Here is a 14,269-nt window from a genome sequence, read left to right on the forward strand (position 1 = left end):
TTTAAAAATCGATATCGGGAACAATAAATCTCCTAGCAATTTGCTAAGGAACGTTTTATTTATAATTTGACACATACTATTCCTAAATGAGAAGACCTATGCTCGAACATACAAAAAAAAATCTAACAAATACTGAGGATGCAACTCTTTCGTCAACTAATCCATCGCAACCATCCCACGAACTGAAAGTAACTCAGGGTCAAACAGAGGAAAAGGATCTCTTGAAAACATCGGACGAAGCACCTCAACTTAATAGCAAGCCGACGCTCAGTACCTCTCTTTCCGAAAATAAAGTACCCTCATTAATATCGGCACCCACAGTGAAAAAAGAACTTAAATTCACAAAGTCTTTAAAAGTAAATGATATGCACCTATTTCTTAAAAATGAAATGCCCCTTGGAGCGCTTTATGCTGATCCAGAAAAAAAACCTTCTGGACCAAAGGTATTAAAAATCAATACGACTTGGAAAAAAAATACAAAGCAAATTCAGCTACTTGCAAACAAACAGCGAAGAATACAACACGATAAATTACTCAAGAAATTATTATTACTTATTGAAACCCTTCTTGAACAACCAACGGTATTCCGCTACCTCGATCATTTAGAAAAATTTTCTGTGAAACTTCCTAATAATCTTACGAGATTTATTAATTTTTTTAATCTTTTAGAGGAAATTCGTTTCGCCATTCAGGATGCTACGATAGAAACTAAAACGGCGACTTGGTTTGCAATGAATTTAGACGGGCCCTCATTAAAGGATGATCTATTTTTAGAAGAAATCCGTTACTTTCCCGAGCGGATATCGGGTTTGATAGAAAAATTTTTTACGACTCTTGTAATTGAAGAAAAACTAAATAAGGATGTATTAACAGCAAAATTCAATGAAATTTTTTCAAAGGCTCCTCCCAATAATGAGCATATTTTTCATAATATTAACCAAAGTGTGCTTGACGCTGCCAAAGAGCTATTTTTGCAGCAAGTCAAAGAGGATTTAATTGCTCTGCGAAATAGCATTGATCACAGTTTTGATTCTTCAACATTTAAGCAAGAAAGATTCCTTTCAATTAATTCTTCTCCAGACAAGTTAACTCCCTGCAATACCTCTGCATCCAAATTACACGATGAGAAATTTTCAGATCTATTTGGCATGCTAAGAGCGATGGAATTTTCTAACTTGAAAGGAATAGTGATCCATGATTTTAGTGACTTTCAGAATAAATCTAAACTTACTCAGTTATTGTTCTTTATTGAAAAAAATCAGCAAACCTTACAGAAAGTAACAATTCTTAAAGGAGGTACTAGTGAGGATATCGTCAGTTTCCGTAGCAAATTGGAATCTTTTTCGAACATCACTTTAAATATTGAAGAAAGTCCTGCTTCTCAGCCTCAATCAGAAAAAAAAGGCTTTAAGTTCTTTAAGCGCCCAATTTTCCGACATGATGAAAGCAAGGCTCATTCTGTTGGTTCAAGGTTCAGCCAGTCTAATTCCTAGCAAAAGGCAGAAAATAGGTTGGGTCGTTTGACCCAACCTTTTGCCAGGGGTATTAAATTGTAACTACATATTCAATCCATCCATTTTTACTTCATTATGTTCCTCTCTTTTTTTAGGAGCATGAAAAATACTGTTTCTAGGTTTAGAAGGATGGGAGAGTACTAACTGTGTTTTAGAGTTGTCTAATGTAGTTAAAATTTTTATAGCCTGCGTTTGTGTAAATCTTCGAAACAATTGAGTATTAATAAAGACCATAGCCCTTTTTTCAATCTGAGGATATTCTTTCTTAAATTCGATAGGACCTCGGAGCATTAAAGTGAGGGTTTCTCTTTTATAAGTACTAAAATAAAGATTTTTAATAGTATTTTGACTCTCCTGGATCAGAGCACAGGCATTATTAAATTCCGCAATAGCTTTGGGAATTTTATTATTTTCTCTAAGTCTTTTATATTGTTTTTTCGTAGGTACAATACTTTGTTCAGCTAGTATTTTCATAGCATATGAAAAATTGCTTAGTTCATTACTTGAGTGTCTTTTAGGTGATGCGTCTCGGGGGTGGTTTAAGGGTTGAACTAATAGTTGTCGCAGATGTTTTTCCAATGTTCTCAAAGTTGGCCGATGTTCTGGCTGGTGGACGAGACATAATTGAATGAGACGATTGAGATCCGCGGAGGGTTTTAAAATGGATTGCATCATAGCGCCTAGAGCATAAACATCCATACTTTTTTGGGCAGTTATCGGCTTTTGAGACCAGCACTCGGGTGCAATTTGCGTATATTTCTTTTTATTTAATATCCGCTCCTCGTTCGTTGTTACACAAAAGATATCCGGGTCGAGTGGCCTACCTTTTTTTACAGAGATCCCTCCATCAAGCAAATAACTTTTTCCCGTGTTCTTGTCATAATGGATATTATCCGCTTTTAAATCCAGAACAATATACCCTTTATTATGGCAGTCTTTTAATGCTTCAATTGCAGAAAGAAAAAGCTTTATTTGTTGCCTTTCATTAGTCAAGCGCAACTTTTCATAGGGTACTCCGGCAATATAGGGAAGCACCAAGCGATAAGTGTCATCGCGCTCTATTAATACATGATTTTGTTTCGGATAGAGCGTCTTAAAAAATGTGTATTTATTATAAGCCTCGATAAAATCAATATCGTCTTTATCCACAGGTTTAAGCACGGCAAGTGAGCGTTGACCATCAGGAGATTGGAATTTTCGTGCTCTGGCGTACGTTCCAGAACCAATGTTTTTTTGGGGATAATATTTCGTTTCTCCGTCACTTTCATAACAAGATTCTTCAGAAGTACTATCATCATGGAATTTATAGTTTTTTGGCATATCCTTGCCCTCTCATCCCTGAATTCTTTAAATCCATTTTGCTTATTTTATATGATAAAGTCCATTATTAAAAATTCACTGACTTAAAAATTGGCCAATTCAATCAAACAGTTAAACGCCAAAGACGCGCGCCGGACATAAAGAATGGGACTTTATCTGACGCATTTTGAACCATCCAATTGGTTTGTTTTTTTAATAATATTTTGGTGCTGAATTATCGGATTTTTCTGAATTAGATTGCTCCGATTCCTGCAGTTTTTTCGTTTTACTTATACTTTGGATAACAGCAACACTAGAAGCTCTTCCTTTGCCTTTAAAATCACTTCGTTTATGAGAAACGTTCTCTTTTTTGTCTTCTTCTATCTGTATTGTTTCTCTTGTTGTTTGCGGCGTTTTATCTCTAAACATTAAATGCTTTTCTAAATCACGATGTGAATATTGGCTTGATTTTAGGTTCAACTTCGGAATGGATTTTTTTTCTTGCTCCGGTGTTGTTTGTTCCAATTCTGGATCAACGGCATATGAAGCAGAAGAAGAGGCTAATTCCTGTTCTGGCAACATTTTAATGGAAGCTTTTTTCTTGGTCTTATGTTTCTTCTTCTCTGGGACACTGGCTCTTGGGACATTTAATGGCGGGGAAGATAGCTCTGAATTTGGATTAGCAGTTGATGAAATAACATGCTTCTTCGTAGCTAGCTTTAGAATTAATAAAGCTTGGGAAAACTCCATCCGTTTACTTGATTCCTCATGAGTTAAGCCGCGGATAACCTTTCGTACACTCTTGCCTAAGGGAGAGTTAAATACGGGATGGTTAAAATCGAGTCGTGTAGCGGGTCCTTGAATACCGAGTTGATCTACATAAGCCGATAAATTGGTAACAGCCAACTGAATGGTCTGTATATCCAATCCCAGGGTGGATATGTCTTTTGTTAATTCATACTGTTGTTTGCTCATGAAGTTAAATAACGATTTCTTTGAGTTCCCAAAATTACTGGCAACCCGGATCCCTGTTATCACTTCATAAATACTAATTCCCATTTTATATCGGGATTTATAATCAATTTCCGAAATTGAATATTCATTAGTATTATCTGAGTTGGGTGTTACGCTGAGTGATGTGGGTCTGGAACGATAGATAGGGGTTTGAGCCACTTCCATCTTTGGAATAGAGCTTTCTGTGTATACATTCAATAAAGACTTAATATCAGAAAGGACTAAACGTCCATCATCAGCAATAATAAAATTACTCGGTTTAATATCGGTAAAACGAAAGCCAGCCCTCTCTATATCTACCATTTGCTGTAACATTTTCATGGAATAATCCAAAGAAGTATCGAAATTCTCTGCATCTTGCTCAAGACTTCCCTTGGCACAATATTCTATTAGCTCAAGGTAATAACTACTTTTGCGATTTTTGAAAGGAAGTAAAAGATATCGTTCGGGAAAGTGCTTAGCAACCTCTGGATTTACTCGCAGGACATCATAGGCTGCGACATATTTTTCTTCAGCGGATAACACGCGAAATATAACACTAATATCTTTATATGTTGCTGAAAAAAGAGATATCGCTGATCCACCTAGGAATTTGATTGTAACCGGCTTTTTATCAATTGTAATCAGTAAAACTTGCGGATTATCACCAGCATTAATAAGTGCTGCTAATGGAGCTTTTGCCTGGCCATTCTCTGTCACCAGTTTCTTAAATGCTGCAGTTAATTTCTCAATAATTTTGTTTCTCATTTCCGCAGTTTTGCTAACTTTCCCCATGAGTAAAACCTATAAACAAAAAGGAATAGTATTATCCATTCCAGTGATTTAAAGTCAACGAGTCCGCCTAGATTTTAAACATGCCGAAAACGATGTTGATTAAGTTCCTGTCTAAAACAATTTTTCAATCAAGTAAAATCACTGGCTTTTTGTGGCTCACCCAACTACTTTAAAAGACACGCAAAATTATTCTACGGAAACGGCACTAATACGAAAGGAAGTGAGTATGAAACGTCAAGCAAAAATTGCTTTGGTTTTGCTTCTATTTTTTTTTTTAGCATGCCCACCGCTTGTGCCATGCAGTTTAATATTCATGGTACGCAAGCAAAAAAACTATACAATACGCTCACAGAGCCTGGGTTTCAAAAAGAAGGTGCAGCGGGACATTCGTATCGTAAAGGAAAAAACATTCTTTGCCGTTATACCAATGCTGATATGAGTAAGAATGGAAAAGAAGTTCCTAAGAAGTCGCCATCTCGTTACGGGTGTTCCATTCATTTTAACCACAATGGATTAGCTACTCCGGACAAAATCCAAAATAAACTCCTAGCAAATCGAAGTTAGGTCGTTTGACCCCACAGACGTGTTGATTTGTCCTATAATTAAACATCATTTAATACTCCGAGATTTTTATGGAAAAAAATCCATTTAATATAGGTACTTCAGGATGGAGCTATTCAGGATGGTTGGGTAATTTCTACCCTGAAAAGATCAAATCTAATCTAATACTCCCTTATTATGCTGAGCTGTTGAATAGTGTGGAGCTTAATAACAGCTTCTATCAAATCCCTAAAGAAAAAAATATAAGGAACTGGGTAGAAATAACACCCCCCGATTTTACTTTTTCATGTAAAGCAAACCGATACATTACCCATTTTCAAAAGTTAAAAGACAGCACTGAAAGTGTAGATAAATTACTTAAAGCCTTTAGTAATTTTGAAGAGAAGTTAGGACCTATACTGTTTCAATTTCCTCCTTGGTGGAAAATAGAAATTCCTACTTTGAAGACATTTATACAGCACCTTCCTAAAAATTATTTATACACCTTTGAATTCAGACATAAGAGCTGGTTTTGCGAAGAACTGTATGAGCTGTTAGATAAAAACCAAATGTCACTGTGTTTTTATGATCATAAAATGTATCGTTCACCGGAAATAATCACTAGTTCCTTTATCTATATCCGCATGCATGGACCTAATATAGAGGCTTATAAAGGAGCTTATGAAGAAACTACTTTAGCGGAATATGTGGAGAAATTTGTTAATTGGCATAAAGAGGGGAAAAGGATTTATTGTTATTTTGACAATGATGAAAAAGCCAATGCGCCTAAAGATGCACAACGCATTAATCAATTATTGAAAAATAAAACTGCTTTAATAAGGGCGAATTAGCTTAGTCAGGAATTAACGGTTCCCATCCAAAAACACTCCTGCCACCATACATAGGAGAGGCCTTTTTTTCATGAGCCATTATTTCTTCTACAGAGGGACCAGAAATAATATGTTGTTCTAATTCGCGTGCTTGATTATCAAGTCGTTTAATGGCATCCAATTTATCGCTTTGACCTAAATTTGCTTTTTGTATTGCAGTTTTCAACACCCCAATGGTTTCGTCATAGACTTTAACTGGAACAGGGAAGGGGTGACGATCTTTTCCGCCATGAGCCAAAGAAAAGCGGGCAGGATCGGAAAATCTGTAGGGAGCCCCGTGAATGATTTCAGCTACAAAGGCCAAAGCGAGAATAGTTCTTGCCCCAACGCCAGGTGTTAAAAGAAGCTCGGTAAAATCTTCTGGGCCTCGATTGATGGCTGCAGCAATATTGCCATGCAAACGGGTAATGGAAATATTTTCGGCTCGAACATCATGATGTGCAGGTAAGTCGAGATGGGGGAACGGAAGTTGTGCTGTTGAGTCATTTACTGACTTTAGGCCATTCTTTTTTTGCTTGGATATCTCTGCAAGAATACGCTCAGGAGAACACGTTTTCAAAAGCTCAATTTGCTTAAATCGTGATAATTGAGCCCGTTGATCGGTAAGATTGATTATATTACCTTGATGAAATCCTTCTATGGCAGTATGAGGTGCCTCAATAAAACTCGTCAATCCTTCAGATAACCAGTGATATCGTCGCGCTTGTTTATTAATCGTATTCATGCCTTGTTGAATAATTGTCCACTTGCCATCATCAGTAACGATGAAACCATGCAAGTATAGATCGAATCCATCCTGGACCGCCGCACTATCCACTTTAGCTACCAGACGGCTGCATTGCGCTAACTGCTGCCCGTCAAAACCGACTTTGCTACCAATACTAAGAAGCTCCTGCGGAGTTTGTCGTGAATATTTGCCTCTGCCACCACAAACATGAACCCCAAGTTCTTGCGCAAGTGGTGTTAAACCTCGCTTCAGGGCACCAATAACACTCGTAGTAATCCCCGAAGAATGCCAATCCATGCCCATAACTGCTCCAAAGGATTGGAACCAAAAGGGGTTTGATAAACGGCGAAGAATTTCATCTCGGCCGTAATGATGAATGATAGCTTGACATATGATCGCACCTAATTTTGCCATACGCTCCGCAAGCCAAGTAGGCACACGACCATAATGCAAAGGTAAATTGGCGCTGCCCGTTTTATGAGCCATAGAGTCTTTTTAATGAATTGGAAGTTAATAAAATTATAGCAAATTGCTGTATCAAGAAGCATTAAAATAAATAGGTCGTCTAACTTGTTTTGTCATTTCCCTGCGGGGAATCAATTCCAGAAACACGTAAGAATTAATTTGAGGGATAGATTCCCGCCTACGCGGAATGGCACTATACAGGCATGAGCTTATGTGTGAAATTTTGATAAGAAGTGTGAAGCAAAAAGGTTGGATCGAAAAGATTCAACCTCGTATTGCGCCGAACGCCAACCTGCTTGGTGGTCTAGCTTGCTGTGTTATAAGAATTAAGTCTAGATGAACTTTCGGAATGGGATGGGGCTAGAGACTCAACTACTGGAGCTAATCATGTTTAGAGTCACTCGTCAAACGAAACTCCTGAATGCATGCCTTAAAATCCCCTACATTAATTTCCTTAGCCAACATAGGTGCATCACCTTTGTTTCGATAACTGGTATAATCTATTTGAGGTATCGACTTCGATATATACCAATAATCCGGATTGATATTCTGACTACAAGGACCCTTAGAGGTTAGAGTTGCTCGTTTTGTCAAGATGCAACGGTTCGGTGTTTCAATAAATGATAAATCTTGTTTAATTGTATCTCCTTTGTAACCATAAGTAATTATTAGTGTTACAGTAGAGTAGCCTTGCCCAAGCTCACCGATAGGGCTCTCTATGTCAATTGACCGATTGGGTTTATTTAATAAGTCAGCTTGCATCAGAATAAATTTATCGCAGTGTGTCATTCCATAGTTATGAAACTGCTTTAGTAATTGCTCATTATCACTTAGTGCAACAACCTTAAACGATTGTAAGCTCAAAACAAGAAAGAGGGCGTAAAATTTTTTGTTCATTAAAAAGTTCATCTCATTAAATCGGGAATCATTGAAAACGTTAAATTTGAATCTCTAGAAAGGACCATAATCATGTTTACATTACATGATTTTTTGCTATTTTTCTAAAACTTTCGGAGTATTACATTGTAAATTTTTTTAAAAAATTGCTCAAAGGTCCTTCGACTTCCTCGTATTTTTTTGACCAGACCTCAAGTACACTGGATATTTGAGTTTGTTCTGCTTTTGAATTTTCATCAAATTTTTGCATTTCGCGCTCTATATCACCTTGCGGATCAGAGCTTTCGAGTGAAGCTTTTTTGACGGCTTTCAGTTTATCTTCTCTCTCAAAAGGTTGATAAAAACCTAAATTACCATATCTGAATTCCTTGGCTAATCCATTATTTAGTTGTTCATAATCTCTTAACATTTCTTCCTGATGTTCTATCAGATATTCAAATCGGAGAATTCCTTTTTTAATTTCTTTTATCCTCTGCTCTTTACTATAAAGGTCGATTCGATTTGGATTATATAAAATTGTCCATTTTATACCATTTGATATCAATAATAAGTTAATCAATAAATAATTGGTCCGAAGATTTACGTCATAATATAAGTGTAGAATCTCTAATTCATGGGTTAGTTTATCAATGGCTTTTATTTTATCATCCACTGTAATGGCTTCTTTAATTTCTTTATTATATATTTTAACCGCATCTAAAGCATATTCATAAGCTAACTTAGGCTCTGGAGTTAGTATATAAACAGGTACCCCTTTTTTGATTTTTTGATAAATGTTTTGAGCGAGCGCTTCTATTTCATCATCCTTAAAATTTTGAATGTTCGTGCTGGTAGCTGAAGAAGTTTCACCAGCACATGCGAGTGCATTTTTCCTCGCATCTCTAATTACATCAATTAACTCTTCTTTACTTGAAAATTCTAATTTTGAAGGACTGCCAAGCATAAATCCCTCTGCGTTGTCGTCATTTCTAATTCGAAATAATAATTCTTTGATTCCTTCTATCGTTGCTGTATCTTTGAAAATTGGAAATCCGTTGTAAATAGTGCGGTATTCATTAAGACCTTCTCCATCCCCCTCCATTTGAGCCAAACCTTGACTCAGTTGAAGATGCAATCTGTTTATGATCTCAAGTGATATATGAGTTTTAATTTTTGGATCAAACCTATATAGTTCGAGAATTGTAGTAGTGGTTTCAAACAAATTCTTAACACAATTTCGTTCCCTAAACTCATAATCAATCCAATTTTCCTTGCCATGGTGAAATAACTCAAAGTCAACAAATAATAAATATCGTAATTTTGGAGGGATTGCAGAAATATCTTTTATAATTGAGTGGGTTTTAAATTGGTCTTCCTCAACATCGTCCTTATACGATATATTTTCCTCTTCTTCTTGTTCGTGTTTTGCTGGATCGAGTTCTGCTCGAGTTATGATTATTCCACTCGTATGAGTGATGGATTCTAGCCCCTTTATAAATTGTTCTTGGTTTAACTCTTCTCCCATGGTTGTTCCATCAATTTTAATCTTTGCAATCCCAGTATGATATAATTTATGGGGATAACCATGTCGTTGTAATTCAATTCCTGTTTTTTTATATAGTTTTTTCGATGCATATGCTGCTTTTTTGAAGTCTGGGTAAGTTTTTACAGGAGTTTCTGAAATGGATTGATGTTCTGTAAAAGTTATATGGGCAATACTTTCTAAGGTTTCTCCTGCTCTTAACAACCTAGGAAAATCATTTACAAGAACATAAACATACTTGTGTTTAAGAATGCTCTTCTCTTCCATATATATTCCTCTAAACCAAAATACCTTTTAATATTAATAATAATAGATCATTTATAGACCAGTTTGGTCGTTAATTGTTGATTATGCAAGTAACAGTTTTGAAGATGTGAAAACGATTAACTCATCACAGGCGCAAGGTGAGACTTGCTTCGAGATTGGAAGAAAACAAACAGAGTTAATAGAGTCCAGGGTCTTTAACCCTGGGCGCCCCGATGGGCAACAAGTTCCGGTTTATAAAAATGTTCGATTAAATCGATGTATTCGGCAGTTTTATTGCCTAACCGAGATGTAGTGAGTGCACTAAATTCTTTGTCCTCTAATGGCTTGGTATCCGATTTTTGTTCAAGAAGGTCTATTAAATGACGAGCAGCATTTATTTTTTCTTCAACGCTCGATTCAAATTTGACTTCAATTAGTTTGGTTTTGTATTGTTTGGATGACTCAATATCTTTTCCCAACTCATCTTTTTTTGTCTGTATGTAATGGGATAAGATATTAATTAGCTTTAAGGTTCGGTCAGATTCGGATGCCTGCAGAGGTACATCCGCTTCATTTGGGTGAATTCCAGTGGTATCCAGTAAGGAATCGTCAACAACGGTTTGAACGTGTAGTTTTTCAATGGAATTTTTATCCAGTCGTTCTTTTGAAATGTCTGGGAGACCCTGGGTATTTTCTTTTATATTTTCCTGAGGAATGCTTGCTAAAAGTCTTTGAATGGCTGGATGCAAATCATGCGCTTTCACACGGTGTTCGATTTGGAAATTAAGTTCTTGCAATGCAAAATCTGCATGAGTTTGAGTGTATTGAGGTGCTGGGACTTTAGAAATTATTTCTTTATAAGTTCTATCCAGCAAAGCAACGTTGTTAATATCGTGTTCATATCTATTTAATGCCTGATCAATATAGTCCAGCTTCAATAATAGATTGTCTGTTGTAGATAGAGCATTATGGATACCCTCCAGGGTTAAGTCATCTTCTTGGTCAGATAATAAGGGATTTTCTTTTACTTGGAGTGCGTATTTTCCTAAGTTTTCATTGGTGTCAAAAAAATCTTGAGACGATATTAAATTATTTTCTTTGCCATGCATTGGGTGGAGAATATGCATATGATATCCAAAAATGTCCTCTCCGTTATAAATCGCCATGGTATTTTGGATGCCACGTTTAAGGACTGCCACATGATTACCAAAGGCATCATAAAGGTTAGGCTGGAATAGGGTAGCAGGGGGAAAGCCGTTTTGAATTAATAAACGATTTTGTAATAGATTGACGAATGTTCTGCCATTAGCATCTCCAAAAGGGTGAGTTCGTTCGAAGGCCTCCGTTGTTTCACCAATTAATTGTAAAATTTCATCAGGTTCTGTTAACGTTTTAATTTTCTCATTGTAGTTATTTATGATTTTTTCCATGATCTCATGAGGAGCTTCAGCTGCTTGGTATCTAATCTTCTCACAACGTTCTATCATAAATTTTGCTAAAGCAGAGTTACTATTTTCAATGCTGTATTTTTCTGCAATTTTTTTTCGTGATTCAGTAATGGTTGAGTGTGATAAAAATAAATTTCCGTCTTTTAAGAATGAGTATAGGTATTGCGCTTCGCCATCATTGTCATCTTCATTATCTAAAGAAAAATATCCTTCCTCCATCTTGTCAAGTAAATCAGTAAGACCTTCAACTGTCATCCATTCAGGTGCTAAATCAAAAACTGGAGTTCGTTCCCTGTAGCTTCCTCTTGGGAGGGTGTTAGTTGCACCAATAAAAGACACATCCTTAGAAACAAGAGCATGCAGTTGAAAAATTAATTCATGAGATATGAATTTATCTTCGATATTATCTAAAGCGATATTCAGCGCTGGAAAGAAAGAATTCAAAGAATTAGGCTCTCGTCGAGCATAGTCTACCCATCCATTTTCTCCACCAATTCGTTCACCGCCAATTGTACCTACTGTCTTGCCATAGAGATTTCCATCAACGGCTAATTGCCATAATCGATTTTTAGGGTAATGCTCCTTAAACATTTGCAGGGCTTCAGAAGAACTAAGCGGCTTTATTTCAAAGGATTCATCAGGCATTAATGCTTTTTGGTGGCGTTGATTGTAGGTAACTAAATGTTCCAACTTATAATACCAATCATTCAGTTGCTGGACGTCATCAAGGGTGTAATGTTCAAAGGTAATTTCTTTCAAGTCATCGAAGGAACTATTTTTTGAGCGAAGAAGTTCTTCAATTTGCTCTGAAGGTGCTGGTTGCTTTTTTATATCAATGCTTAACCTATTAGGAGAACCGGATTTTAAAAACAAATGTACTTTCATTTTAACTCTTCAACGAACTTTGGAAACTAATAAGCAGTATAGTAATTGACTTAAAAATGAGCAAACTTTGGCACTACACATTCTTTGTTGGAGTCCCTGGTTAAGTGATCAAAATCTATAAATTCGCATCAGTTAAGTTGGGTCGTTTGCGACCCAACTTCGGTACCACCTACAACAGGTTATTTTAAAAAACCGTACCTAAGCTCAATATTTCATTTATAGTGAGAAGCAGCTCCGGGCTGTTTTTCGCTCTAAATTAGGGCTGCCACGGTGCTCTTCATTCGAGCTTTCATCAAAAAATCTTAGGCCCGCTTGTTTACCTTTAGAATTATTTGATTTGGAGGATTGTTCGGAGGGTGGAGTTAGAGGGTTGTTTTGAAGTGATTGAGAAATAGGGCTTTGATTCATTTTTTTTATCAATGATTGTTCCATCTGTGAAGGATTTCGAGACGATTCTTTCCTATGAAAAACGGTTGGCCAAGTAAAAGCGACGGATACGAATACTAATATGATTGGAGACAAGATTGCCATGGTAATGGTTAAGGCAAGTTTTGCCCCTATGGCCTCACCCAGTGTTTCCCCAACATGAATTCCGCTTCGGATTCCACCGGCTACAGAATACGCAAGGGAATCACCAATCAAAGCTAATAATTTGAGCATATTGAGGGCTCCATATTTTATCTTTTCTGCTTTTGTTTGGCCTTCTTCCAGGGGTTGATATATTGATTCAAATTTCTCTTTAAGGTCGACATAGGTTTTCGGGTTAAAAACTTTATAAACTTGTGAAAAAGTATTAACAACCATGGTTGTCGAAGTACATATCATGGCAATCATATGTGCTAACAAGGTATTAGAGTTCGCCCCTATCGCATTAAAAAGCTTATTAACTCCGGATACCGTAGTAAACCAGGTTAGTGTTGCATAAACAGCTAAAAAAATCGTACTCACAACTCCTAATAAGACACATCGCAACAGACCATAGGGTTTTTGGTAATCTTCAATAAAAAGATTTTTGAATTTTGTATAATTTTCACGTATCCCTACAGCTTGAAACGAATAGAAAGAAACCGCTGCAATAAGAGATAGTCCAATCGTAACTGCCAAAACCAGAGGGTTAGAAGCCATCATACCTGCCCCTAAAAAAGTGAGCAGTCCTACGAGACCAGCATATCCGGAAATGCCCGCAGAAATACAGGCTAATAAGGTTACGATACCAAAAAATAATTTCTGACCTCTATCCAATACCGTTTTTTCTTTAATATTTTCTTCAAGAATCTTAAAGGTTTTTTGCTTTTGAGGTTGAAAGCCAGCACTATCAAGCATGGCTTGGCCACGGCTTAATAAACACACGATGCCGTTACAAAAAGACAAAACTATCGCCAAAGCGAGGCTCAACCCAAAGGGGGCTCCTAAAGTACTTAATAATCCCAGGCAAAACACCATACAAAGTGCCATGGAAGTAACGACTTTACCGGTGACTAATGGCACTCCCTTTAACAGTCTATTTCTATTTTGAGTGGGAGTTCTTGCAAATTCCTGGCCATTGCTAGAGTAGGTTGCGATTTGTAAGACTTCTTGCTTGGATAGTCTTTTTCCACCTGAAAGTATTTCCCCCCACTTAAAGGTGAGGAAACTCCAAAAATGGTGATAAAACGGACGCTCCAGAAGATCGGTTATTCGCAGATCGCCATTTAAAATAGCTTTTTGGACTTGTTGCGATTCTTTTTCGGTAAATTGATATTGGTTGAACGAAGTAATAATCCAGTCTTTTTGCGTATTGAATTTTCTCTTTAAAACCATTAGGACATCAGGACGTTTATAATTAACAAAACTGGATGGCTCTTGTTTTAATAAACTTATTATTTCTTTCATTACGACAAATCCCTTGAATGCAAATCGTGTAGCTTATTTATAATTTCACAAGAATTCCATTTAAATTTTTAATTAGTTATTAATAGATATGAGCTGCTATCATTTTAATTAGAAATGATTTGACATACTTTGTGAGTTACATTCTAATCTTATTTTTTTATCATGATGATGGATAA

General features: G+C 36.5%; 10 protein-coding genes. 3 read left to right on the forward strand and 7 right to left on the reverse strand.

The genetic code is table 11. The features are described from left to right. The first annotated feature begins 320 nt into the window (after window positions 1–320). Entirely contained in the window at window positions 321–1,493 is a 1,173-nt protein-coding gene (locus HBNCFIEN_RS02575; protein WP_182392591.1) for a hypothetical protein, read from the forward strand. 63 nt (window positions 1,494–1,556) lie between these two features. On the opposite strand, the gene HBNCFIEN_RS02580 is transcribed toward HBNCFIEN_RS02575, so the two are convergent. Both HBNCFIEN_RS02580 and HBNCFIEN_RS02585 read right to left on the reverse strand, forming a co-directional pair. Next, window positions 1,557–2,834 (reverse strand): protein kinase family protein, encoded by a 1,278-nt coding sequence (locus HBNCFIEN_RS02580; protein WP_182392592.1) that lies wholly within the window; start codon window positions 2,832–2,834, stop codon window positions 1,557–1,559. Between the two features lie 192 nt (window positions 2,835–3,026). Further along, window positions 3,027–4,601 carry a hypothetical protein gene (locus HBNCFIEN_RS02585; protein WP_182392593.1) on the reverse strand — a complete coding sequence of 525 codons (1,575 nt, stop codon included), beginning with the start codon at window positions 4,599–4,601 and terminating at the stop codon, window positions 3,027–3,029. A gap of 297 nt (window positions 4,602–4,898) precedes the next feature. Between HBNCFIEN_RS02585 and HBNCFIEN_RS02590 the strand changes: the two genes are divergently transcribed. Next, window positions 4,899–5,165 (forward strand): hypothetical protein, encoded by a 267-nt coding sequence (locus tag HBNCFIEN_RS02590; RefSeq protein WP_255464315.1) that lies wholly within the window; start codon window positions 4,899–4,901, stop codon window positions 5,163–5,165. Between the two features lie 68 nt (window positions 5,166–5,233). Further along, the gene (locus HBNCFIEN_RS02595; RefSeq protein WP_182392595.1) at window positions 5,234–5,992 is read left to right on the forward strand and encodes a DUF72 domain-containing protein; all 759 of its coding nucleotides are present in this window, start codon (window positions 5,234–5,236) and stop codon (window positions 5,990–5,992) included. 1 nt (window position 5,993) lies between these two features. Here HBNCFIEN_RS02595 and HBNCFIEN_RS02600 read toward each other — a convergent pair whose 3' ends face one another. The 5 genes from HBNCFIEN_RS02600 to HBNCFIEN_RS02620 form a co-directional block, all read right to left on the reverse strand. Continuing rightward, window positions 5,994–7,244: a DUF763 domain-containing protein gene (locus tag HBNCFIEN_RS02600; protein ID WP_182392596.1), complete on the reverse strand. Its 1,251-nt coding sequence runs from the start codon at window positions 7,242–7,244 to the stop codon at window positions 5,994–5,996. A gap of 360 nt (window positions 7,245–7,604) precedes the next feature. Beyond that, window positions 7,605–8,120: a hypothetical protein gene (locus HBNCFIEN_RS02605; protein ID WP_182392597.1), complete on the reverse strand. Its 516-nt coding sequence runs from the start codon at window positions 8,118–8,120 to the stop codon at window positions 7,605–7,607. Window positions 8,121–8,241: 121 nt separating this feature from the next. Next, window positions 8,242–9,624, reverse strand: coding sequence for a hypothetical protein (locus HBNCFIEN_RS02610; RefSeq protein WP_182392598.1), 1,383 nt, complete (start codon window positions 9,622–9,624; stop codon window positions 8,242–8,244). 479 nt (window positions 9,625–10,103) lie between these two features. Then, complete coding sequence (locus HBNCFIEN_RS02615; RefSeq protein ID WP_182392599.1) at window positions 10,104–12,221, reverse strand: Fic family protein; 2,118 nt, start codon at window positions 12,219–12,221, stop codon at window positions 10,104–10,106. Between the two features lie 216 nt (window positions 12,222–12,437). Then, a complete protein-coding gene (locus tag HBNCFIEN_RS02620; RefSeq protein WP_182392600.1) occupies window positions 12,438–14,093 on the reverse strand; it encodes a hypothetical protein in 1,656 nt (551 codons plus the stop codon). Window positions 14,094–14,269 lie beyond the last annotated feature (176 nt).

The sequence above is a fragment of the Legionella sp. PC997 genome (assembly GCF_014109825.1).
Taxonomy (GTDB): Bacteria; Pseudomonadota; Gammaproteobacteria; order Legionellales; family Legionellaceae; genus Legionella.